Origin of the sequence: Streptomyces sp. WP-1 (assembly GCF_030450125.1) — a bacterium.
GTDB classification, from domain to species: domain Bacteria; phylum Actinomycetota; class Actinomycetes; order Streptomycetales; family Streptomycetaceae; genus Streptomyces; species Streptomyces incarnatus.
Genome location: NZ_CP123923.1, coordinates 2,014,416 through 2,036,989, shown reverse-complemented (window position 1 = coordinate 2,036,989; position 22,574 = coordinate 2,014,416). Strand labels below are relative to the sequence as shown.

The following is a 22,574-nucleotide window of genomic DNA, read 5'->3' as shown; positions in this document are numbered from 1 at the left end:
CATGAGCGACATACCGAGAGAGCGCTGGACGCTCCACCACTCCGCCCGCGCCCACGCCGGGACCCGCCCCGACCACCCGGCGATCATCTGCGAGGGGCACGTCACCACCTACGACAAGCTGCACCGCGACAGCAACCGCGCCGCGCACGCCCTGCACACCAGCGGGGTGCGGCACGGCGACCGGGTCGCCTACCTCGGCCGCGAGTCCGCGAACTACTACCTCGTGATGATCGCCTGCGCCAAGGCGGGTGCCGTCCTGGTGCCGGTCAACTGGCGGCTCACCCCGGCCGAGGTCGATCACATCCTGCGCGACTCCGGCGCCACGCTGATCTTCGTGGACGACGAGTTCTGGGACACCGTCGCCGCCGTACGGCCCCAACTGCGCGGCCTGCGCAGGGTGATCCGGGTCGACGGCACCGACGCCGACGGCGAACCCGCCCGCGGCGCCGGGCTGCTCGCCTGGGCCGCCGACCAGCCCGAGACCGACCCGGCGCCCGGCACCGGACCCGACGACGCCGTCATCCAGATCTACACCAGCGGCACCACCGGGCTGCCCAAGGGCGCCGTCCTCGCCCACCGCAGCTTCTTCACCCTGCCGCACGCCAGCCGCGAGCGGGGCGTGGACTGGATCGACTGGCTGCCCGAGGACGTCGCGCTGATCTCCCTGCCGGGCTTCGGCGTCGCCGGCATCGGCTGGTTCCTGCACACCTTCAACGCCGGCGGCACCAATGTGATCATGCCGCAGTTCGACCCGCAGGAGGCCGTCCGCCTCATCCGCGAGCACGGCGTCACCACCACCTTCGCCGCACCCGCGATGCTCCAGGCGATGGCCGCCGAACGCGGCGCCGGACCCGAGGCGTTCACCTCCCTGCGCAAGATCGCCTACGGCGCGGCGCCCATGTCCGAGACGCTGCTCAAGCAGTGCCTGGAGACCTACCGCTGCGAGTTCGCGCAGATCTACGCCAGCACCGAGACCGGCAGCGTCGCGGTCTGCCTGCCGCCCGGCGACCACCACGCGGGCAGCACCCGGCTCATCTCGGTGGGCCTGCCCTGTCCCGGCAACGAGATCAAGGTGGTCGGCCCCGACGGCGAGAGCCTGCCGCCCGGCGAGATCGGCCAGGTCTGCGTGCGCGCCCCCTCCCGGATGCTCGGCTACTGGAACCTGCCCGAGGCCACCGCCCGCACCCTGGTGGGGGAGTGGCTGCACATGGGCGACGCCGGATTCCTCGACGAGGACGGCTATCTCCACCTGTGCGACCGCATCAACGACACGATCATCGTGGCCGGGCAGAACATCTACCCGGCCGAGGTCGAGAAGGCCCTCGCCGCGCATCCGGCGGTCGCCGACGTGGCCGTGGTCGGGCTGCACGACGACCGCTGGGGCGAGAGCGTGCACGCGGTGGTCGTCCTGCGCCCCGGCGCCAGGGCCACCCCCCGCGAGCTCCTGCTGTCCCTGCGCGGCCGGATCGCCGACTACAAGATCCCCGGCACCTACCACTTCGCCGACTCCCTGCCCCGCAACCCCTCGGGCAAGATCCTGCGCCGCGCGGTGCGCGAGCGGCTGACGGCGCAGACCAGGGCCGTCGCCGGGAGTGCCGTATGACCACGTCCCCCGACCTCCCCGCGGAGAGTGACACGCCCATGAGTACCGAACCGCTGCGGATCGGCATCCTCCTGCCCACCCGCGAGCAGGCCATCAACGGCACCTACGCCGCCGCCCCGCTGCTGGACTTCGCCAGGAACGCGGAAGCGCTCGGCTTCGACTCGCTGTGGGCCGGTGACTCCCTCACCGCCCGCCCCCGCCTCGACCCCCTGGTCGTGCTGTCGGCCGCCGCCGCCGCGACCCGGCGCATCACCGTCGGCACCGCCGCCCTCACCCCCGCCCTGCGCCACCCCCTCATCGGCGCCAACATGATCGCGAGCCTCAGCCATGTGGCCGCCGACCGGCTGATCCTGGGGCTGGGTTCGGGCTTCCCGATGCCCGAGACCGAGGCGGAGTTCGAGTCCGTCGGCGCCTCCTTCCAGGGCCGCGTCGGCCGCCTGGACGAGATCGCCGCGCTGTGGCGCGCCGCCTGGCGGGCCGGGGAGGACGGCGAACCCACCGAGTTCGAGGGCAGGTTCTGGCAGGCGGAGAACCTGGACCGGCTGCCCTCGCCCGCCGTGCCCGGCGGCCCGCCGCTGTGGCTGGCCGGCAGCGACACCCCCAAGGTGCTCGCCCGCGCCGCCACCCGCTACGACGGCTGGCTCCCCTTCCTCCCCGACGTCGACGCCTACGGCCGCGCCGCCGCCCGGCTCGGCGAACTCGCCGCGGAGGCGGGGCGCACGGTGGTCCCCGGGCTGTACGCCACGGTCACCGTGAACAGCGACGAGGCCGCCGCCGAGGCCGAGCTGGAGCACTACATCAGCCACTACTACGGCCGCTCGCTCAAGCAGATGAGCACCATCCAGGCATACGCCTGGGGCAGCGCCGAGAAGTGCGCCGAATGGCTCGGCGGATACGTCCGGGCCGGTGCCCGGCACCTGGTGATCCGCATCGGATCCCTCGACCCGGAGCCCCAGTTGAAGGAGATCGCCGAGGTGCTGCTGCCCGCGGTACGCGCCCTCGGCACCGCACCCACCGTAGGGAGTACGCAGTCGTGACCACCGCCATCGGCACCATCGGCAGCCAGATGTCCAGCGAGGGACACTGGTTCCACCCCGTGGAGCCCTCGCCCGACGCCTCCATCCGGCTGTTCCTGCTGCCCCACGCGGGCAGCGGCGCCATCATCTACCGCGACTGGGAACGCCTGCTGCCGCCGGACATCTCCCCGCAGGCCGTCACCCTCCCCGGCCGGCACAACCGCCGCGAGGAGGAGACCTACGAGAACTTCTGGCCGCTGCTCGAAGCCCTGCACGAGGCGGTCCTCAACGACCTCGACGACCGTCCGTTCGCGTTCTTCGGGCACTGCCTCGGGGCCCAGCTGGCCTTCCGGCTCGCCATCCGCATGGAGGAGGAGGGCGGCCCGGTCCCCGCGATGGTCGGCATGTCCGGCTGGTCGCCGGTCGGCTTCTTCAAGCCGACCGAGGAGCAGAGCCGGATGCCGGAGCCCGAACTGGTCGAGTGGATCAAGAAGTTGGGCTCCTTCCCGGCCGAGGTCTACGACAACCCCGAGATGCTCGCCCTGGTCGTGCCCGCCCTGCGCTCCGACCTGCGGGTCGCCGGGGACTACGACGACGACGGCGCCGGCGTCAGCTGCCCGCTCGCCTCCTACGGCGGCCGCAGCGACCCGCTCCAGGAGGCCCCGGACGCCATGACCCACTGGGCCGGGCGCACTCCGACGTACCTGGGCCACAACGAGTACGAGGGCGGCCACTTCTACATCGACACCCACGCCCAGGCCGTCACCGCACACTTCGCGCACCGGCTCCAGCGGACCGTGGCCACCGCCGTGAGCTGACCGGGGGGAACGGCGCATGTCAGCGCCGTGTCAGCGGGCCGCGAGATGGTGACAGGCGGCCCGCCGACACGGCGTTCGTCGGTCTCTCCCCGACGTACTGCCGAGGCCACCCATCCGAGAGAGAAGCAGCAGCATGAGATTCGACAAAGATCTCTTCATCGCGTCGGCCGGGTCATGGATACCGGACACGATCACCGTGGCACAGGCCACCGCCGAGGGCCTGGTCGACCAGGAGCACCGCGACCTCGGCTTCGAGAACATCGCCGTCTCCGACGAACTCTCCGGCCCCGAGATGGCCGTACGCGCGGGCCGTCTCGCCGTCGAGCGCTCCGGTGTGGCGCCCGCGGACGTCGGCCTCGTCCTGCACTCCTCCGGCAGCTACCAGGGCCACGACATGTGGCCCGCCGCGGCGTACGTCGCGAACGAGACCGTCGGTTCCGGCGTCCCCGGCTTCGACCTCCAGCAGCGCTGCAACGCCGCCGTCGGCTCCATCGGCCTGGCCGCCGGATACATCGGCTCCGGTCTCGCCACCGAGGTCCTGCTCACCACCGGCGACCGGTTCGCCGCGCCCTGGGTGGACCGCTGGAACATCCAGATGAACCTCATCTTCGCGGACGGCGGCAGCGCCCTGCTGCTGTCCGGCCGCACCGGCTTCGCCCGGGTGGTCGCCGCCACCCTGGGCGCCGACAACTCGCTGGAGCGCTGGAACCGCGGCCTCGAACCCTTCGCCCTCCAGCCCGGCCCCGAGGTACGCCTGATCGAACGCGGCAGGCAGCACGCGGCCACCCCTCAGGCCGATGGCTCCTGGGAACGCTACGAGGCCGCCCTGATGTCCACCACCGGGCGCGTGATGGCCGAGGCGGGCGTGTCGACCGAGGACATCGCCCGCGTCGTCACCCCGCACGTCCACCGCAACAAGACCCCGGAGAACTTCGACCTGCTGGGCTTCACGGAGAAGCAGAGCACCTGGGAGGTCGGCCGCAAGTACGGGCATGTCGGTCCCGGCGACCAGTTCCTCGGCATCGAACACCTCGTCCTGGAACGCGCCGTCGGACCGGGCGACCTCGTCCTCGTCGTCGCGGCCGGCGCGGGCTTCAGCTTCTCCGCAGCCGTACTGGAGATCCTGCACACCCCGTCCTGGTGACAGGAGGGGCGGCTCCCCAGTCCACCCCCGCCGCACGATGAAAGGAACGGCCGTCATGGCCCTACAAGAACCCCGGGAAGCCGCCCCGGACCAGAACGGGAACCAGCCCGGCGCCACCGGCGAGAGCCCCCCGCGGGCCGCCGCCGCGCCGCCGGCGCCCGCGGCCCCGCACTGGGCGATGCTGCCGATCATCCTGATCGGCACCTTCGTCATCACCCTCGACGTGTTCATCGTCAACGTGGCGATCCCCGCCACCCAGCGTGATCTGCACGCCGGTTCGTCCGCCGTGGAGTTCATCGTCGCCGGGTACGCGCTCGCGTACGCGGCCGGACTGATCACCGGCGGCCGGCTCGGCGACCTCTACGGCCGCCGCCGGATGTTCCTGATCGGCGTGGCCCTGTTCACCCTCTCCTCGGCCTGGGCCGGCAGCGCGCCCACCGCCGGGCAGCTGGTGGCGGCCCGCGTCGCCCAGGGCCTCGCCTCCGCCCTGATGGGCCCCCAGGTGCTCGCCATCATCGGCACCGTCTACAGCGGGCCCGCCCGCATCCGCGCCTTCAACGCCTTCGGTCTGACGATGGGTCTCGCCGGGGTGTTCGGCCAGCTCATCGGTGGTGTCCTGATCCACCTGGACATCGCCGGGCTCAGCTGGCGCACCTGCTTCCTGGTCAATGTGCCGATCGGTGTCGCCGCGCTGGTCTTCGCGCCGCGCGTGGTGCCCGAGTCCAAGGCGCAGGGCAAGTCCCGCCTCGACCCGCTCGGCATGCTGCTGGTCTCCGCCGGTCTGGTCGCCGTCGTCCTGCCGCTCGCCGAGGGCCAGCAGAAGGGCTGGCCGGAGTGGACCTGGGTGTGCCTGGCCGCCTCCCCGGTGCTGCTCGCCCTGTTCGCGCTGTACCAGCGGCGGCTGGCGGCGGCCGGCCGCGGCCCGCTCGTCGACCCGGCGCTGTTCCGCCAGCGCTCCTTCACCGTCGGTGTGACCACGGCCCTCGTCTACTACTCGGGCATGGCCTCGTTCTTCCTGGTGCTCGCCCTCTACCTCCAGCAGGGCTGCGGGCTCAGCGCGCTCGACTCCGGCCTGGTCTTCCTGCCGCTCGGCGTGGGCTTCCTCGGGGTGTCGCTGACCGCCAAGCAGATCGCCGCGGTGCTCGGCCGGCAGACCCTCGCGGTCGGCGCGCTGGTGCTGACGGCCGGCCTGATCGGTTTGTACGCCGCCGTGGAGCACATCGGCACCCACGGGCCGGTCGCTTGGCTGGTGCCCGGACTGCTGGTCGGCGGCGCCGGGATGGCGATGGTGATGGCGCCGCTGGCCACCGTGGCCCTCGCGGGCACCGACCCGCGCTACGCGGGCGCGGCCTCCGGTGTGCTGTCCACCGCCAACCAGGTCGGCGGCGCGATCGGTGTCGCGCTGGTGGGCGTGGTCTTCTACCACGTCCTGGGCCGCGGCACCGGCCCCGACGCCTTCGCCGACGCCTTCCGGGCCAGCGTCTATCTGCTGGTGCCGTTCGCGCTCGCGGTCGCCGCCCTGGTCCAGCTGTTCCCGCGCCCGCCCAAGAAGGCGCCCACGTCCTGAGCCGTGCGGCGACCGGCCCGTCCGCGGGCCCGCCGCCGGCTCCCGTCGCGCGTGTCCGCCGACGGACATGCCGTCAGCGCACCACAGAGGAGACTCGTCCATGACCACCAAAGCGGAACCGACCGGCAGAGTCGCCGCGTCCGCGCCGCCGACGGACCACGGGGAAACCGGCGGCAAGCCCGCCTGGGGTGTTCTCCTCGTGGTGCTGCTCGGCCTCTTCATCGCCAACATCGACTTCTTCATCGTCAATGTGGCCATCCCCTCGCTCCAGCGGGACATGCACGCCACCAGCGCCGAGATCCAGCTGGTGGCGGCGACCTTCAACATCGGCCTGTCCGCCATGCTCATCACCGGCGGCCGGCTCGGCGACCTGTACGGCCGCCGCAAGGTGTTCGCCATCGGCCTGGCCCTGTTCGCGCTGGCCTCGCTGGCCTGCGGTATCGCACCGGACATGGCCGAGCTGATCGCGGCCCGCGCGGTGCAGGGCGCCGCCGCCGCGCTGGTCATCCCGCAGGTCCTCGGCATCCTGACCACCGCGTACTCGGGCAGGGCCAGGGTCGCCGCGTTCAACGCGTACGGCATCACGATGGGCGCCTCCGCCGTGTTCGGCCAGCTGATCGGCGGTCTGCTGATCAAGGCCGACCTCTTCGGCTGGGACTGGCGGACCATCTTCCTGATCAACGCCCCGATCGGCGCCGTCGTCCTGCTGCTCACCCCGAAGGTGGTCCCCGAGTCCCGCGCACAGGGCCGTACGGGACTCGACTGGACCGGTGTCGTGCTGGTGACCGCGGGCCTCACGGCCATCGTGCTGCCGCTGGTCCAGGGCCGCGAGCAGGGCTGGCCGACCTGGACGTGGGAGTGCCTGGTGGCGGCCGTGCCGCTGCTGGCCGCGTTCTGGTGGACGCAGCGCCGCAAGGCCGCCCGCGACGGGTCGCCGCTGGTCCACCCGAGCCTGTTCGCGGACCGCGCGTTCGGCGTCGGCGTCGTCTCCCTGCTGGTGTTCTTCGCCGCGATGGCCTCCTTCTTCCTGGTCCTCGCGCTGTACCTCCAGGAGGGCCGCGGCGTCTCCGCGCTCAGGTCCGGACTGCTGTTCATGCCGCTCGGCCTCGGCTTCTTCCTCGGCTCCGCGCAGTCGCCCAAGGTCGCGGCCAAGCAGGTGCTCGCGCTCGGCGCGGTGCTCCAGGCCGTCGGCAACCTCGGCCTGGCCGAAACCGCGTGGCACCTGGACAGCACCGGGAACGTGGCCTGGTGCATTCCGGCCATGGTCGTGGCCGGTCTCGGCATGGGCTTCGTGATCGCCCCGCTCGCCTCGCTGGTGCTGGCCGGGGTCGCCCCGCAGCACGCGGCCGCCGCGTCCGGTGTGTTCTCCACGGCCCAGGAGATGGGCAACGCGATCGGCATCGCCGTGCTCGGCGTGGTCTTCTTCGGGGTTGCCGGATCACAGGTCACCGCGCACTCCTACGCCCACGCCTTCAGCGTCGGACTGCTGGTCCAGGCGGGGATCTGCGTCCTGGTCGCCTGCCTGGTGCAGCTGCTGCCCCGGCCGGCGGCGGCCGAAGCGGGGGCGGTGCCGGCCACCGAGGCGGCACCGGCCGTCTGAGGCCCCTTCCGATCGCCCCGACGGGGGCCGGCGCACGAGCGCCGGCCCCCGTTCGCGTGTTCCGGAACAGCGCATCCCGCTCCCCTTGACCTCTCGTAAACCAGCCATTGACTGGCCGAAAACGAATCAGTTACCCGTCAGATTTACGTCAGTTACGCTCGCCACGATGTCCTTCCAACGCTGAGATTCAGCCAACGGAGGGAACCCGATGTCCGCCTGCGACCAGCACCAACTCGCCGCGTGGCCGATGCCCCGCACCTGCCCCTACGCGCCGCCGGACGCCTACCGCGACCTGCGCGAGGACGCGCCCACGCGAGTGCGCATCCGCGGCGGCGACGCCTGGCTGGTCACCCGGCACGCGGACGTGCGCCGGGCGCTCAACGACAACCGGTTCAGCGCCGACGACCAGCAGCCCGGCTTCCCCCTCCGGATCCAGCTGCCGCCGGAGCCCGGAGTGATGTCTTTCAGCCGCATGGACGACCCCGAGCACGGCCGGCTGCGCCGGATGGCGCTGACCGAGTTCACCGCCCGCCGCACCCGCGCCCTGCGCCCCGAGGTGGAACTCCTCGTCGACCACCTGCTCGACGAGCTGGAGCGCAGACCCAGACCCGTCGACCTCGTGACCGAGTTCGCCGTACGCCTGCCCGCGCTGGTCATCGCCCGCATGCTCGGCGTGCCCGAGCGGGACGAGGCCGACTTCACCGAGCAGAGCCGCGTCGTGCTGTCCCAGGAGGCCGGCCCCGAGGAGACCTACGCCGCCTTCGTCACCATGACCCGCCTGCTCGACCGGCTGGTGACCGAGCGCACCGCCGACCCGCGCGACGACCTCGTCAGCCGCCTCGCCACCCGCTATGTGGCGAGCGGCGAGCTGACCCACGACGAACTCGTGGCCATGGCCCGCTTCTTCCTCGTCGCCGGGCACGAGACCACGGCCCACCAGATCGCTCTCAGCGTGCTCAGCCTGCTGCGCGACCCCGGGCAGCAGGCCGAACTGCGCGCCGATCCCTCTCTGTTCAAGCCCGCCGTCGAGGAACTCCTGCGCTACTGGTCCATCTCGCAGGACAACCAGGTGAGAGTGGCGGTGGACGACATCGAACTCGGCGGCGCACACATCCGCAAGGGTGAGGGAGTCGTTCTCGCCATCCCCGCCGCCAACCACGACGAGTCGGTCTACCCCGGCGCCGAGCGGCTCGACATCCACCGCGACGCCGCAGGTCACCTCGCTTTCGGCTTCGGCCCCCACCTGTGCCCGGGCGCCTCGCTGGCCCGCATGGAACTGGAGGTCTGTCTCAGCCGGCTCTTCGCCCGCTTCCCCGCGCTGCGCCTGGCCGTGCCGGTCGAGGACGTCCGCTTCCGCGAGAACACCCTGGTCTACGGCCTGGAGGAACTTCCCGTCACCTGGTGACACCCGCTTCAGGTAAAGAGTTCCTCATGGTGGCCGGAACCAGAGGGTCGTGCCCCACCACGGCCCTGCCCCGGCCCCGTCCGTCAGTTCCGGGTCAGCTCCAGGTCAGCGCGGCTTGGCAAAGTCATTACCCACGTCGCTTCTGAAAGATCCCACACCGAACCGCACACGGGCCCCCGCCGGGACCCGTGTCAGTGCTACGTCAGCGCGGTGTCAGCGTGGTGCGCGACAGTGGCGTCACGACGTCCGCGCGCACGGCTCGGAGGAAGGAATTCCCCTTGCCGCCCCGCGTCGACGAACCCACCGTCGTGTCGAGCACAGGAAGCGAGTCGGTGCCGCGGATCGCCTTTGCCCCCCGGACCTGGAGGACAAACATGTCGCTCGCCGACCACACCGACATACTGGACTGGCCCTTCGCCCGGACCGAGGACGGCAGTCCGCCGCCCATCCTCGCCGAACTGCGCCAGGCGCCCCCGTGCGTGGTGCGCATCCCGGCCGGCGCGGCCGAGTCCCGGCTGGGCTGGCTCGTGACCCGGTACGCCGATGTGCGCCAGGCGCTCGCCGACCCCCGGCTCAGCGCCGACGAGACGTTACCGGGTGCCCCCGTGCGCATCCAGGTGCCGCCCGGCGGCAACCCCAGCTCCTTCCTGCGCCTCGACGACCCGGAGCACGCCCGGCTGCGCGGCATGATCCAGACCGAGTTCACCGCCCGCCGGGTCAAGCGGCTGCGCGAGCCCGTGCAACGCCTGGTGGACGAGCTGCTGGACGAGCTGGCCGCCCAGCCCCAGCCCGCCGATCTGCACGCCGTCTTCTCCCGGGCGCTGCCCACCCTCGTGATCGCGCGCCTGCTGGGCGTCCCCGAGGAGGACTCGCCGTTCTTCATCGAGAAGACCCGCGTCACCATCTCCCAGGAGGACCCGGCCGTCTCCCAGGCCGCGTTCGCGGAGATGTCCGAGTACCTCGCCAAGCTGGCGCTGCGCAAGCTCACCGAGCCCGGCGACGACCTGATGAGCCGGCTCGCCGTGCGCCACCACGCCACCGGCGCCATCACCCTGGACGAACTCGTCGGCATCGCCCGCCTGGTGCTGGTCGCGGGCCACGAGACCACCACCAACCAGATCGCCCTGAACATCCTCGCCCTGCTGCGCGACGACGACCTGCGCGCCCGGGTCGCCGCCGACGACGGGGCGCTGATCCCCAACTTCATCGAGGAGTCGCTGCGTTACTGGTCGATCTCCCAGGACGCCATGGTCCGCCTGGCCCTGGAGGACATGGAACTGGGCGGTGTGCGCCTGGAGAAGGGCGACGCCGTGGTGATCTCGGTGCCCGCCGGCAACCACGACGAGACCGTCTTCACCTGTCCGCACCGCATCGACCCCGAGCGCGACACCAGCGGCCACCTCCAGTGGGGCTTCGGCCCGCACTACTGCCAGGGCGCCCCGCTGGCCCGCCTCGAAATGGACCTGGCGCTGCGCACGCTGCTGCGCCGCTTCCCGAACCTTCGCCTCGCCGCCGATCCGCGCACGCTGTTCCGCCGGGGCACCGTTTTCCACGGGGTGACCCGTCTCCCCGTGACCTGGTGACCGCCGGTCACCGCAGCAACCGACCGAAAGATCGAGAAACGGAGTCGTCATGACTCAGGAGTTAACTCCGGACATCGCGGCGGAGGGGCGCGAGCGGACAGCCTCCGACGGCGCCGCGGCCCCCTCGTCGGGCGCCCTGGCGGTGGTCCTCATCGGCACGTTCATCACCGTGCTCGACTTCTTCATCGCCAACGTGGCCGTCCCGGCCATCAAATCCGACCTGCACGCCACCGCCGCCCAGGCCCAGCTGATCATCGTCGGCTACGGCGTCGCCTTCACCTCGGGCCTGATCACCGGCGGCCGGCTCGGCGACCTCTACGGCCGGCGCCGGCTGTTCGCCCTCGGCATGGTGCTCTTCATGATCACCTCGGCCGCGTGCAGCTTCGCGCCCACGGTGACCTTCCTCGGTGTCGCCCGCATCCTCCAGGGCGGCTCCGCCGCGCTGATGGTCCCGCAGGTCCTCGGCATCATCAGCACCGTCTACACCGGCGCCGCCCGCGACCGCGCCTTCACCGTCTACGGCCTGGTCATCGGACTCGCCGGTGTCTTCGGCCAGTTCATCGGCGGCGCACTGATCTCCGTCGACGTGGCGGGGCTCAGCTGGCGCACGATCTTCCTGATCAACGTACCGCTGTGCCTGGTCTCCCTGGCCATGACCCGCCGTACCATCCCCGAGTCCCGGGGCCAGGGCGGCACCCGGCTGGACCTGCTCGGCGCCCTGCTGATCACCGTCGCCCTCGGCCTCATCGTGTTCGCGCTCCTGGAGGGTCAGGAGCGGCACTGGCCGGCGTGGGTGTGGGAGTCGCTGGCCGTCGCGGCCGTGCTGCTCGCCGTCACCGTCTGGCATCTGCGCCGCCGGTCCGCCGCCGGGCGCGGCCCGCTGATCGAGCCGGGCATGTTCCGCTCCCGGCTGTTCTCGGTGGGCCTGCTCGCCACGGTCGCCTACTTCCTGGCCATGGGCTCGTTCTTCTTCACCCTCGCCCTCTACCTCCAACTGGGCCGGGGCATGAGCCCGTTGGAGTCCGGCTCGATGTTCCTGGCGCTGGGCGTCGGCTACTTCGGCGCCTCCATCGTCTCGGCCCGGTTCGCCGCCTCGGTCAACGCCCGCCGGGTCGCGGCCGGTCCGCTGATCCTCGCCATCGGCTACACCGCCATCGCGCTCACCGCCCGGGACCTGAAGCTGGACGGCTCCGCGCTCTGGCTGCTGCCGATGCTGCTGGTCGCCGGGCTCGGCATGGGCCTGACCACCGGCCCGCTGACCAACCTGGTGCTCGGCGGCGCGGTCCCCGAGCACGCGGCCGCGGCCTCCGGACTGCTGAACACCGCGCAGGAGGGCGGCGCCGCCGTCGGCGTGGCCATCGCAGGCGCCGTCTTCTTCCCGGCCCTGGCCCGCGCGGGCGGCAAGGCGGACGCCTACCCGCACGCCTTCACCGTCACCCTGATCCCGCTCGTCTGCCTGGGCCTGCTCGCCTCGCTGCTCGTGCTGTCGGCCCCCGGCCGCACCGCCCGGAGCTGACGCCACGCACCATCGGCGGCACGAGCGTCCCCACCACCACTGGAAAGGAGGCACACCGCGATGCCGTACCTCACCACCCGGGACGGAACCCGGCTGCACTACGACGACTGGGGCGACGGACGCCCCGTCGTACTGCTCGGCGCCGCCATGGCGGACGCGCGCATGTGGGAGTTCCAGGCCCCGTTCCTCGCCGGGAACGGACTGCGCTGCGTCACCTACGACCGGCGCGGCAGCGGCCGTTCGGACAAGCCCTGGACCGGATACGACTACGACACCCTCGCCGGCGACCTCGCCGACCTGCTCGACCACCTCGACCTGAGGGACACCGTGCTGGTCGGCTACGCGGTCGGCGGCGGGGAGTGCGTGCGCTACCTGTCCCGGTACGGCGACGAACGGGTCACGGGCCTCGCCCTGGTCGCCTCGACCACCCCCTACCTGCTGCGCGGCTCCGACAACCCCGACGGGCTCGACCTCGCCCTCTTCGACCAGATCGAGCAGGCCATCAAGGCCGACCGGGCCGCCTGGCTGTCCGAGCTGACCTGGCCGTTCTTCGCGGGCGCCGAACCCGACCCGGAGAACCTGCCGATCTCCCCGCAGCTGGCGAAGTGGCTGATCGAGATGTGCCTGAACACCTCGCCGAGAGCCGGCATCGAGATCTACCGCACGCTGCTCACCACCGACCAGCGCGCGGAGACCGCCGCGGTGCGGACACCCACCCTGGTGATCCACGGGACCGCCGACCTGGCCGCCCCGTACCCGCTGTGCGCCCCGCGCACCACCGGGCTCATCCCGGACAGCAGGCTCATCACCTACGAGGGCGCCGCGCACGGCCTCTTCGCCACCCACGCGGACCGCCTCAACGCCGACCTGCTGGCCTTCGTCAAGGAGTGAGCCCCGCCGCCTCCCGGCAGCCGTGTCCGGCCCCTCACCGCGAGGGGCCGGACACGCGCGTTCGCGGCCCGGGCGCCGTGTCAGCGCCGGGTCAGCGCCATGACAGCGCTCCCCGGCACAGTGGTCATCGCCGCGACACCGGGGCGCACCAGCCCGGTACCCCGGTGCCGACCGACGAAGGAGTACGCCCCATGGCAGACACCGCAGCCCCGGGTCCCACCCGGGCACTCGTCCTGGGCAACCCCGCTTCCGGCAGCCACTCGCCCGAACTGGTCGAGGAGGTACGCCAGTTGTGCGCCTCCACGCTGGAGCGCGCCGAGGTCCACCTGACCACGGGACCGGGTGACGCCACGGTCGCCGTGCGCCGGGCCCTGGAGCGTGCCGACGGCGCCCCCGACCTGATCGTCGCCATCGGCGGCGACGGCACGGTCCGCGAGGCCGTGCAGGGCCTGGTGCCGGCCGACCACGGGGCCAGCCTCGCGGTGATCCCCGGCGGCACCGGCAACTCCGGCTACAAGATGCTGTGGGGCGAGCGGTCCTGGAGCGAGGCGCTCAAGGCGGTCCTCACCGACCACGGCGTCGGCGGCAGCGCCCGGCTGCGCAGGCTCGACCTGGCGCGCCTCGCCGAGACCCGCAACTACGTCTACCTGGGAGCCTGTTCCGGCGTGATCGCCGACGCGCTGATCACCGCCAAGCAGATTCCGCTGAGCGGCCGCGAGCGCTACGTCCGCGCCTTCGCCGACACCGCCGACGGGTACGAGCCGTACCCCGGCCGGGTCACGGTCGACGGCCGGATCGTGCACGAGGGCCCCACCGTCCTCGCCAACGTCGGCGGCGGCCCCTACCGCGGCGGCCGCTTCCACGTACTGCCCGACTCGCTGCTCGACGACGGACTGCTCGACGTCTGCGTCATCGGCGGCGACGTCACCGCGGCCGAGGTCCCCGAACTGACCCTGAACGCCGCCCACATGTCCCATCCGGCGACCGTCTACGCACGGGGCCGCCGGATCACCGTGGAACGCACCGACGGCCGCCGCCTCCCGCTGGAGCACGACGGTGAGTACCAACACGGCATCGGCGCCGCGGCCACCTTCGAGGTGCTCCCCGGAGCCCTCCCCGTGTGGGCGCCTGCCACCCCCTGAACCAACCGTCCGAAGAACCGAAGAAGCACCACCCGAATAAGGAGATCGCCCGCATGAGCGACCTGACCACCACCGTCACCCGCTACCTCGACATCTGGAACGAGGCGGACGCCGACAAGCGCGCCGCGACCATTGCCGAGCTGTTCACCGCCGACGCCCCGTACATCGACCCGCTGGCCGCGGTCGAGGGTCGCGAGGGCTTCGCGGCTGTGGTGGCCGGCGCCCGCGACCAGTTCAAGGGCCTCTCCTTCGAGCTGCACGGCACCGTCGACGCCCACCACAACCAGGCCCGCTTCCAGTGGGGCCTGGTGACCGAGCCGGGCGCCGAGCCGGTCGCCATCGGCTTCGACGTCCTCGTCGCCGACGAGGCCGGCAAGATCAAGGCCGTCTACGGCTTCCTGGACAAGGTCCCGGCCGCGTAACACGGCACGCGCCGCGGGAGCACCGGCTGAGACCGGTGCTCCCGCACCCGTGTCGAGGACCGACGTCCTCTCCCTCGACGCACGCACGGAAGGTACCCGCCATGACCGCCGTCCTCGCGGAGAGCGTCGCCCGGGCGCTGTGCGACGACTGGGCCGAGCAGGCCGAGGTCTCGTCCCTGTCCGCCCGCCATCCCGCCGGTACGGACACCCCGCTGCGCGAACTCTCCCACTGGGCCGCCACCCTGCGCCCGCAGGCCGTGCCCTGCCGGGTGCTCAAACTGGCCGCGAGCCAGGTGCTCTCGCAGATCGCCTCCATCCGGGCCGGGCTCCAACACCCCCTGGGCCGCAAGCTGGTGGCCGCCTTCGGGCACCCCATGCAGCGCGACCCCCGCCAGGCCGCCGGGGTCTTCGCCGCGCTCGGCTCCTGGCTCAACCTGGACGACACCGCGTACGCCGGCCACCTGTCGAACTCCACGGTCGCCGTCCCCCTCGCCTTCGCCTACGCCCGCCGCCTGGACGGCCTCTCCCTGCTGACCTCGGTGGTCGTGGCCAACGAGTGCGCGGCCCGCATCACCGCCTCCGCGACCCTCGGACCGCTGCGCGGCCAGAGCGCCGTGCACACCCATCTGGCCGGCGCGGTCGCCGGGCGGCTGCACGCCGACCGGGCCTCCGCGAGCCTGTACGAGAACGCCTTCGGACTGGCCTTCGCCATGCCCAACTGGCCTTTGATGCGCGCCTTCCTGGCCAGCGACGCCCGGCTGTTCAACACCTTCACCCCGGTGCGCACCGCGATGGACGCCTGCGACGCGGCGTACGCCGGGCTGCGCGGCGCGCCCGACATCATGGAGCACAGCGACGGCTTCCTCGCCCGCTTCGCGACGGTCCCGCTGCCGCAGGCGGTCGCCAAGGGCCTCGGCCGGCGCTGGCACACCGACACGCTGTCCTTCAAGATGCACCCCGGCGGACCCGGCATCGACGCGGCCGTGGACTGCGCGGCCGAGATCCACCGCGAGCTGGGCCCACTGCGGCCGCAGGACGTGGCCGAGGTCGTCGTGGAGGCGTCCCTGTACACCCTGTTCGCGGGGGAGCGGGCCGCCGCCTACGTCACCGGGCCGGGCTCCCCGCTCGGCGCGCTGGTCCTGGACGTGCCGTACCCCGTCGCGACGACCCTCCTCACCGGCGAGTTCTCCGTGGACGACTTCTCCTCGCCGCGCGTGGACGACCTCGACCGGTGGGCGCTGGCCAAGCGGATCCGGCTGGAGCACGACACCGAGATGACCCGCGAACTCTTCCTGTCCGACGCCCCGTTCGGGGAGGCGGTACGGGAGGCGGGGGACCTGGCGGTGCCGTGGCTGCGCGGCTTCGGCGGCGACGAACTCGTGGACCTGGTCGGCGCGATCCGGGCCGACAACCGCGACTTCTCCCGCTCCACCAAGGCGACGGGCGCCCGCGTCACCGTCCGCCTGACCGACGGCCGTACGGTCTCCCGCACCCGCCTGATCCCCGTCGGCGCAGCCGGCCCCGAGACCCGCCACTCCCACGCCGACCTGGTCCGCGAGAAGTTCCTCTCGGTGGGCGGTTCCCACGAGGTCGCCGACACGGTGGACCGCCTGCACCGGATGCGCCCTTCGGCGGTACGACGCTGGATAGAGACGGCGTTCCTCGACTGAGGGCTCTGCTGCTGTCCAGCTCTCCTACGCCCCCCAGACCGCCGGCCGCCGCAACGTCGCCACGAACTTGTACCGCGACCCCCGATACACCGACCGCACCCATTCCACCGGCGTCCCCTCCGCGTCCCGTGAGTGCCGGGACATCAGCAGCATCGGCAGCCCCACATCCGTCGCCAGCAGCGCGGCCTCCCGAGGCGTCGACAGCGAGGTCTCGATCGTCTCGTCGGCCGACGTCAGCCGCACCCCGTACACCTCCGTCAACGCGGTGTACAGCGACGGGCACGACGCCAGCACCCCCCGCAGCCCCGGGAACCGCCGCGCCGACAGATGCGTCGTCTCGATCGCCATCGGCTCCCCGCTGGCGAGCCGCAGCCGCTCGATCCGCAGCACCCTTTCCCCCGCGGCGACCCCCAGCAGCCCCGACAGCCGCTGGTCCGCCGGCACCTCCCCGACATCGAGCACCTGCGAGGCCGGTGACAGCCCCTGCGCCCGCATGTCCTCGGTGTGCGAGGTCAGTTGCAGCGTCCGGTACAGCTTCGGCTGCGCCACGAACGTGCCCTTGCCCTGGATCCGGTCCAGCCGTCCTTCCCCGACCAGCTCCTGGAGCGCCTGCCGCACGGTGGTCCGGGAGGTGTCGAACTGCTCGGCGAGCACCCGTTCCGCCGGCACCGCCGCACCGGGCTGGAGCGCCTCGGTCATGGCGAGCAGCCGCTGCTTGATGCGGTAGTACTTCGGCACGCGCGCGCCGCTGACGTCGGTGGTCATGCCTGCCTTCCGGCTGTGTCGATGGGCTCCCGTTATAGCGACCAAGTGCCCTATGGTCTAGTCCAAATGAACGGACCGGACGAAAGGGACGGACGCGGCCGCGAGCGCGGCCAGGAAGCGGACGAAAGCGCTCCGGTGTCTTTCTCGTAACGGCCTCGATCCGCCGCCCGGACCACCCTTGACACCCCGAAAGGTCTAGGCCAAGCTCCACCGTACTGGTCTACACCATTAGTGGCCAGGTCCCGAGCCCTACGTGCAACAGCGTCGTACGCAGGTCACCGCCGAGGGCGTGGGGGGTTGAGTGGCATCCCTGAGGAGGGTGGCGTGAAGCGCAAGCTCGCTTCCGCGATCGTGATCGCGGGCATGATGGTCTCCGTTGCGGCGTGTGGCGGAAACGACGGCAATGACAGCAAGGACGCGGGTCCCAGCAGCTGGAAGGGCCAGACCCTGACGGTGTGGACCATGGACGGCTCCGCGCCGCCGCAGTGGTCCAAGGACGTGCAGGCCGCCTTCGAGAAGAAGACCGGCGCCAAGCTGAAGTTCGAGACCCAGAAGTGGGACGGGATCCAGCAGAAGATCACCACCGCTCTCTCGGAGGACAACCCGCCGGACGTCCTGGAGGTCGGCAACACGCAGACCCCGGCCTACGCGTCCACCGGCGGTCTCGCGGACCTCGGCGACCTCAAGCAGTCCATCGGCGCCGACTGGACCGCCTCGGTCTCCAAGTCGTCCGTCTACGAGGGCAAGCAGTACGCGGCCCCCTGGTACTTCGCCAACCGCGTCGTCATCTACAACAAGAAGATCTGGGCCCAGGCCGGCATCAAGTCCACGCCGAAGACCCGTGACGAGTTCCTCAAGGACCTCGACACCATCGGCAAGAAGACGGACGCCGAGCCGATCTACCTGCCCGGTCAGAACTGGTACTTCCTGGACGGCCTGATCGTCGGCCAGGGCGGCGACCTGGTGAAGAAGCAGGGCGACAAGTACGTCTCCAACCTCGCGGACCCGAAGGTCACCGCGGCCATGGAGATCTACAAGAAGTACGCCGCCTACTCCAAGGCCCCCAAGGACAAGGACGAGGCCACCCCGCAGCAGGCCACCGTCTTCGCCAAGGGCAAGACCGGCGCCTTCATCGGCATGGGCTGGGAGGCGGCCACCGCCATCCAGGCCAACAAGTCCATCGAGAAGGACCTCGGCTACTTCACCATCCCTGGTGCCACCGCCGACAAGCCCGAGGGCGTCTTCCTCGGCGGCTCCAACCTCGCGGTCGCCCAGAACAGCAAGAAGCAGTCGCTGGCCAAGGAGTTCCTGAAGGTCGCCCTGTCCGACCAGTACGAGGGCGAGCTGGCCAAGCTGAGCGGCATCATCCCGAACAAGGAGTCCCTGGAGAGCAACCTCAAGGGCAACGCCGCCGCCGAGGCCGCGGCTCCGGGCGCCGCGGTGGGCGGCACCACCCCGCTGATCCCCGAGTGGGCCGCGGTGGAGAACACCCCGAACCCCATCAAGTCGTACATGACCGCCGTGCTGAACGGCAAGGCCCCGGCCGCCGCCGCCAAGGACGTCGAGGGCGAGATCAACCAGCGTCTGGCCCAGCAGAACTGACCCCGCGCCGGGGCGTCCCAGCGACGCCCCCGGCACACCTGCGCCGCCCGCGTCCTTCGGCGCCCGGCGGGGCACACGATTTCGTACGGCCACGGAAGAGACGACGACTCATGTCAGTGCAGACCGAAGGCACGGACACGGCCGGGGGGCCCGCTGTCCGCAAGGGCGGGGCGCCGGCGCCGCCGCGCGGTGCGGAGCGGGCCTCCCGGTCCCCGGCGGGCCGCCTTGCCGCCGCCCCCTATCTCCTCCTGCTGCCCGCGCTGGTGGCCACACTGGTCCTGCTGGGCTGGCCGCTGGTCAAGAACGGCATGCTGTCGTTCCAGAACCTCAACCCGCGGCAGCTCATCCAGCACCTCACCGAGTGGAACGGCTTCCACAACTACCAGCAGGTCCTGACCGGTTCGGACTTCTGGAAGGTCGTCGAGCGCTCGGTCCTGTTCACCGCCGCCAACGTCGTCCTGATCATGCTGATCGGCACCCTGATCGGACTGCTGCTGGCCCGCCTCGGCAAGAAGATGCGCCTCACCCTGCTGGTGGGCCTCGTCCTCGCCTGGGCCATGCCCGTCATCGCCGCCACCACCGTCTACCAGTGGCTGTTCGCCCAGCGCTTCGGCGTCGTCAACTGGGTCCTGGACAAGCTGGGCTGGCACTCGATGGCCGACTACAACTGGATGGGCAGCCAGCTCTCCACCTTCTCGGTGATCGTCCTGCTCATCGTGTGGCAGTCGATCCCGTTCGTCGCGATCAACCTCTACGCCGCGACGACCACCATCCCCAAGGAGCTGTACGAGGCCGCCTCCCTGGACGGCGCCGGCGCCTGGCAGAGCTTCACCTCGGTGACCCTGCCCTTCCTGCGGCCCTTCCTCTACTCCACGACCTTCCTCGAGGTCATCTGGGTCTTCAAGGCGTTCCCGCAGGTCTTCGCCATGAACGAGGGCGGACCCGACCGGCTCACCGAGACCCTGCCGATCTACGCCTACGTCGAGGGCGTCGGAAACCAGCACTTCGGGGTCGGCGCGGCGATCTCCTTCCTCACCATCCTGACCCTGCTCGTCATCACCTCGTACTACCTGCGCATGGTGCTCAAGCAAGAGGAGGACGAGCTGTGAAGCGCTCGCTCTTCGGCCGTATCTGGCCCAACGCGACCGCCGTCGTCCTCTTCGTCGGCTTCGTGTTCCCCGTCTACTGGATGTTCGCCACGGCCTTCAAACCGACCGGCGACATCATCACCGACAACCCGGTGTGGTTCCCGAAGCACTTCACCTTCAGCCACTTCGACCGCGCGGTCCACGCCGACCACTTCTGGACCCTGGTCGCCAACTCCGTGACCGTGACGCTCTGTTCGGTCCTGCTGTCGCTCGTCATCGCCCTGTTCGCCGCCTTCGCGCTCGCCCGGATGCGGTTCAAGGGACGGCGCGGGTTCATCGTCACCTTCATGCTGGCGCAGATGGCCCCCTGGGAGGTCATGATCATCGCCATCTACATGATCGTGCGCGACGGCGACATGCTGAACAGCCTCATCCCGCTCACCGTCTTCTACGCGATGATGGTGCTGCCCCTCACCGTCCTGACGCTGCGCGGCTACATCGCCGCCGTGCCGAAGGAGCTGGAGGAGTCGGCGATGGTCGACGGCTGCACCCGCCTCCAGGCCTTCCGCAAGGTGATCTTCCCGCTGCTCGCGCCCGGCCTCATGGCCACCTCGCTGTTCGGGTTCATCACCGCCTGGAACGAGTTCCCGCTGGTCCTGATCCTCAACAAGGACATCGAGAAGCAGACCCTGCCGCTGTGGCTGTCGCAGTTCCAGACCGCCTTCGGCGACGACTGGGGCGCCACCATGGCCGCCTCGTCGCTGTTCGCGCTGCCCATCCTGATCCTCTTCATCTTCCTGCAACGCAAGGCTGTCAGCGGTCTGACCGACGGCGCCGTGAAGGGATGACGTCCGATGACCACACTCGCCACCGGCCCAGACACCCTGACCCGCGACGCCCTCGCGGTGCTGCAACCGGGCTTCGACGGCACCACCGCCCCCGACTGGGTGCGCCGCCGCCTCGGTGAGGGCCTCGCCTCCGTCGCCCTGTTCGGCCGCAACGTCGTCACCGAGGAACAAGTCACCTCCCTGACCGCGCAGTTGCACGCCGAGCGGGACGACCTCCTGATCGCCATCGACGAGGAGAGCGGCGACGTCACCCGCCTCGATGTGCGCACCGGCTCGTCCTTCCCGGGCAACCACGCCCTCGGCGCCGTCGACGACCCCGACCTCACCCGCGCCGTCTCCCGCGAGCTGGGCCGCCGCCTGGCCGCCTGCGGCGTCAACTTCGACTGGGCGCCGTCCGCCGACGTCAACGCCAACGCCGACAACCCGGTCATCGGCGTCCGCTCCTTCGGCGCCGCCACCGACCTCGTCGCCCGGCACACCGCCGCCTGGGTCGAGGGCCTGCAGTCCACCGGCGTCGCCGCCTGCACCAAGCACTTCCCGGGCCACGGCGACACCAACATCGACTCCCATCACGCCGTACCCCGCATCGACGCCGACGCCGAGACCCTCTTCGCCCGCGAACTGCCCCCGTTCCGCGCGGCGATCGCCGCCGGCACCCGGGCCGTCATGAGCGCGCACATCCTCGTCCCGGCCCTGGACCCCGACCGCCCCGGCACCCTCTCCCGCCGCATCCTCACCGAGCTGCTGCGCGAGGAACTCGGCTACCAGGGCCTGATCGTCACCGACGGCATGGAGATGCGCGCCATCTCCGGCACCTACGGCCTGGAACACGGCGTGGTCCTCGCCATCGCGGCCGGCGCCGACGCGATCTGCGTGGGCGGCGGACTGTGCGACGAGGGCACCGTGCTCGGTCTGCGGGACGCGCTCGTGGCCGCCGTGCGCTCCGGTGAACTGCCCGAGGAGCGGCTCGCCGACGCGGCCGCCCGGGTACGGGAGCTGGCCCGATGGACGGCCGGCGCGCGCGGCGACGCGGCACGCACCGAACCGGCACCGGAGGTCGGCCTGACGGCCGCGCGCCGGGCGCTGCGCGTGACCCGCTCCGGGGCCGCCGCTCCCGTCGACTCCCCTGTCTACATCGCCCAGTTCAACCCCGAGCCCAATATCGCCGTCGGCGACCAGACCCCCTGGGGCGTCACCGCCGAGCTGAGACGGCTGGTGCCCGGCAGCGCGGACGGCTCCTTCACCGGCACGGACGCGGGGGCCCGCGCCCTCGCCGCCGCCGGGGACCGCCGGATCGTCGCCGTCGTCCGCGACGAACACCGCCACGACTGGATGCGCTCCGCCCTCGACACCCTCCTCGCCGCCCGCCCTGACACCGTTGTCGTGGAAATGGGCCTGCCCCAGGCGAGACCGCGGGGGGCCGTGCACATCGCCACGTACGGCGCCGCGCGCGTGTGCGGGGTCGCGGCGGCGGAGGCGGTCGTGCGGGGCTGATCGGGGAGTACGAGGGCTCGGGGGAGCCCTGGTGTTCCGGCTGGGGTGGGTCCGTGGGGGCTTACGGCGGGCGGGGCGGGGGCGTCGCGGTGCGCGTACGGCTTGACGCGGTGCGCGTACGGCAGCTCGGCCGGTGCCCGCGCGGGCGTGATTGGCCCACGGGGACGCGGTGGGCCTGCGACCGGGGCGGGCCCCGGGGACGTGCGGCCGGATCGGACTTCGTCCAGGCCGACCGAAACGGGCCCCAGGGCGCCACCCCTGACCGGACCACCCCCGGCGGGCCCTCATAGGGCCCCGGTCGTATCCGCCGATCACCCGGGGCCGCTCACCCTGACCAGCTGAAGCCCCACCGAACCGACCAACCGCGCCCTGTCCGTCCCGGACGGATCGGGCGCGGCCC

The 22,574-nt window shown here is 71.7% G+C and carries 18 protein-coding genes; 17 read left to right on the top strand and 1 reads right to left on the bottom strand.

From position 1 onward, the window contains the following. Nucleotide 1 precedes the first annotated feature (1 nt). From QHG49_RS08670 to QHG49_RS08610, 13 genes are all read left to right on the top strand, one after another. Nucleotides 2–1,603 carry a fatty acid--CoA ligase gene (locus QHG49_RS08670; protein ID WP_145486642.1) on the top strand — a complete coding sequence of 534 codons (1,602 nt, stop codon included), beginning with the start codon at nucleotides 2–4 and terminating at the stop codon, nucleotides 1,601–1,603. 38 nt (nucleotides 1,604–1,641) lie between these two features. After that, complete coding sequence (locus tag QHG49_RS08665) at nucleotides 1,642–2,640, top strand: LLM class flavin-dependent oxidoreductase (protein ID WP_301488341.1); 999 nt, start codon at nucleotides 1,642–1,644, stop codon at nucleotides 2,638–2,640. Nucleotides 2,641–2,669: 29 nt separating this feature from the next. Then, nucleotides 2,670–3,437, top strand: a complete 768-nt coding sequence (locus QHG49_RS08660) for a thioesterase II family protein (protein ID WP_159708653.1) — start codon at nucleotides 2,670–2,672, stop codon at nucleotides 3,435–3,437. A 133-nt stretch (nucleotides 3,438–3,570) separates the two neighbouring features. Continuing rightward, nucleotides 3,571–4,581, top strand: coding sequence for a ketoacyl-ACP synthase III family protein (locus QHG49_RS08655; protein WP_301488339.1), 1,011 nt, complete (start codon nucleotides 3,571–3,573; stop codon nucleotides 4,579–4,581). 55 nt (nucleotides 4,582–4,636) lie between these two features. Next, the gene (locus tag QHG49_RS08650) at nucleotides 4,637–6,148 is read left to right on the top strand and encodes an MFS transporter (protein WP_159705900.1); all 1,512 of its coding nucleotides are present in this window, start codon (nucleotides 4,637–4,639) and stop codon (nucleotides 6,146–6,148) included. Between the two features lie 100 nt (nucleotides 6,149–6,248). After that, a complete protein-coding gene (locus QHG49_RS08645; RefSeq protein WP_301488335.1) occupies nucleotides 6,249–7,748 on the top strand; it encodes an MFS transporter in 1,500 nt (499 codons plus the stop codon). Nucleotides 7,749–7,956: 208 nt separating this feature from the next. After that, nucleotides 7,957–9,153 carry a cytochrome P450 gene (locus QHG49_RS08640; protein ID WP_301488333.1) on the top strand — a complete coding sequence of 399 codons (1,197 nt, stop codon included), beginning with the start codon at nucleotides 7,957–7,959 and terminating at the stop codon, nucleotides 9,151–9,153. A 374-nt stretch (nucleotides 9,154–9,527) separates the two neighbouring features. Next, on the top strand, nucleotides 9,528–10,736 hold the full coding sequence (locus QHG49_RS08635; RefSeq protein ID WP_145486638.1) for a cytochrome P450: 1,209 nt from the start codon (nucleotides 9,528–9,530) through the stop codon (nucleotides 10,734–10,736). Nucleotides 10,737–10,785: 49 nt separating this feature from the next. Further along, nucleotides 10,786–12,252 carry an MFS transporter gene (locus QHG49_RS08630; RefSeq protein WP_145486637.1) on the top strand — a complete coding sequence of 489 codons (1,467 nt, stop codon included), beginning with the start codon at nucleotides 10,786–10,788 and terminating at the stop codon, nucleotides 12,250–12,252. 60 nt (nucleotides 12,253–12,312) lie between these two features. Next, complete coding sequence (locus QHG49_RS08625) at nucleotides 12,313–13,143, top strand: alpha/beta fold hydrolase (RefSeq protein ID WP_159705904.1); 831 nt, start codon at nucleotides 12,313–12,315, stop codon at nucleotides 13,141–13,143. Nucleotides 13,144–13,334: 191 nt separating this feature from the next. Further along, nucleotides 13,335–14,285, top strand: coding sequence for a diacylglycerol kinase family protein (locus QHG49_RS08620; protein WP_301488328.1), 951 nt, complete (start codon nucleotides 13,335–13,337; stop codon nucleotides 14,283–14,285). Between the two features lie 53 nt (nucleotides 14,286–14,338). Further along, nucleotides 14,339–14,707, top strand: a complete 369-nt coding sequence (locus QHG49_RS08615; RefSeq protein WP_301488325.1) for a nuclear transport factor 2 family protein — start codon at nucleotides 14,339–14,341, stop codon at nucleotides 14,705–14,707. Between the two features lie 101 nt (nucleotides 14,708–14,808). Next, nucleotides 14,809–16,377 carry an MmgE/PrpD family protein gene (locus QHG49_RS08610; RefSeq protein WP_159705908.1) on the top strand — a complete coding sequence of 523 codons (1,569 nt, stop codon included), beginning with the start codon at nucleotides 14,809–14,811 and terminating at the stop codon, nucleotides 16,375–16,377. A gap of 24 nt (nucleotides 16,378–16,401) precedes the next feature. On the opposite strand, the gene QHG49_RS08605 is transcribed toward QHG49_RS08610, so the two are convergent. Then, nucleotides 16,402–17,142, bottom strand: a complete 741-nt coding sequence (locus QHG49_RS08605) for a GntR family transcriptional regulator (protein ID WP_145486632.1) — start codon at nucleotides 17,140–17,142, stop codon at nucleotides 16,402–16,404. Nucleotides 17,143–17,466: 324 nt separating this feature from the next. Between QHG49_RS08605 and QHG49_RS08600 the strand changes: the two genes are divergently transcribed. From QHG49_RS08600 to QHG49_RS08585, 4 genes are all read left to right on the top strand, one after another. Further along, complete coding sequence (locus QHG49_RS08600) at nucleotides 17,467–18,744, top strand: extracellular solute-binding protein (RefSeq protein ID WP_145486631.1); 1,278 nt, start codon at nucleotides 17,467–17,469, stop codon at nucleotides 18,742–18,744. 110 nt (nucleotides 18,745–18,854) lie between these two features. Next, on the top strand, nucleotides 18,855–19,853 hold the full coding sequence (locus QHG49_RS08595; protein WP_145486630.1) for a carbohydrate ABC transporter permease: 999 nt from the start codon (nucleotides 18,855–18,857) through the stop codon (nucleotides 19,851–19,853). Next, the gene (locus QHG49_RS08590; protein WP_159705923.1) at nucleotides 19,850–20,680 is read left to right on the top strand and encodes a carbohydrate ABC transporter permease; all 831 of its coding nucleotides are present in this window, start codon (nucleotides 19,850–19,852) and stop codon (nucleotides 20,678–20,680) included. The genes QHG49_RS08595 and QHG49_RS08590 overlap by 4 nt, the downstream gene beginning before the upstream one ends. Nucleotides 20,681–20,686: 6 nt before the next feature. Further along, a complete protein-coding gene (locus QHG49_RS08585; protein WP_301488318.1) occupies nucleotides 20,687–22,174 on the top strand; it encodes a glycoside hydrolase family 3 protein in 1,488 nt (495 codons plus the stop codon). Nucleotides 22,175–22,574 lie beyond the last annotated feature (400 nt).

What these genes read in the sequence shown, in the direction of transcription:
- QHG49_RS08625 (WP_159705904.1), top strand. Translation starts at nt 12,313, where the DNA reads ATGCCGTACCTCACCACCCGGGACGGAACCCGGCTGCACTACGACGAC.
- QHG49_RS08655 (WP_301488339.1), top strand. Translation starts at nt 3,571, where the DNA reads ATGAGATTCGACAAAGATCTCTTCATCGCGTCGGCCGGGTCATGGATA.
- QHG49_RS08615 (WP_301488325.1), top strand. Translation starts at nt 14,339, where the DNA reads ATGAGCGACCTGACCACCACCGTCACCCGCTACCTCGACATCTGGAAC.
- QHG49_RS08630 (WP_145486637.1), top strand. Translation starts at nt 10,786, where the DNA reads ATGACTCAGGAGTTAACTCCGGACATCGCGGCGGAGGGGCGCGAGCGG.
- QHG49_RS08585 (WP_301488318.1), top strand. Translation starts at nt 20,687, where the DNA reads ATGACCACACTCGCCACCGGCCCAGACACCCTGACCCGCGACGCCCTC.
- QHG49_RS08640 (WP_301488333.1), top strand. Translation starts at nt 7,957, where the DNA reads ATGTCCGCCTGCGACCAGCACCAACTCGCCGCGTGGCCGATGCCCCGC.
- QHG49_RS08670 (WP_145486642.1), top strand. Translation starts at nt 2, where the DNA reads ATGAGCGACATACCGAGAGAGCGCTGGACGCTCCACCACTCCGCCCGC.
- QHG49_RS08650 (WP_159705900.1), top strand. Translation starts at nt 4,637, where the DNA reads ATGGCCCTACAAGAACCCCGGGAAGCCGCCCCGGACCAGAACGGGAAC.
- QHG49_RS08660 (WP_159708653.1), top strand. Translation starts at nt 2,670, where the DNA reads ATGTCCAGCGAGGGACACTGGTTCCACCCCGTGGAGCCCTCGCCCGAC.
- QHG49_RS08645 (WP_301488335.1), top strand. Translation starts at nt 6,249, where the DNA reads ATGACCACCAAAGCGGAACCGACCGGCAGAGTCGCCGCGTCCGCGCCG.
- QHG49_RS08595 (WP_145486630.1), top strand. Translation starts at nt 18,855, where the DNA reads ATGTCAGTGCAGACCGAAGGCACGGACACGGCCGGGGGGCCCGCTGTC.
- QHG49_RS08665 (WP_301488341.1), top strand. Translation starts at nt 1,642, where the DNA reads ATGAGTACCGAACCGCTGCGGATCGGCATCCTCCTGCCCACCCGCGAG.
- QHG49_RS08635 (WP_145486638.1), top strand. Translation starts at nt 9,528, where the DNA reads ATGTCGCTCGCCGACCACACCGACATACTGGACTGGCCCTTCGCCCGG.
- QHG49_RS08610 (WP_159705908.1), top strand. Translation starts at nt 14,809, where the DNA reads ATGACCGCCGTCCTCGCGGAGAGCGTCGCCCGGGCGCTGTGCGACGAC.
- QHG49_RS08620 (WP_301488328.1), top strand. Translation starts at nt 13,335, where the DNA reads ATGGCAGACACCGCAGCCCCGGGTCCCACCCGGGCACTCGTCCTGGGC.
- QHG49_RS08605 (WP_145486632.1), bottom strand. Translation starts at nt 17,142, where the DNA reads ATGACCACCGACGTCAGCGGCGCGCGCGTGCCGAAGTACTACCGCATC.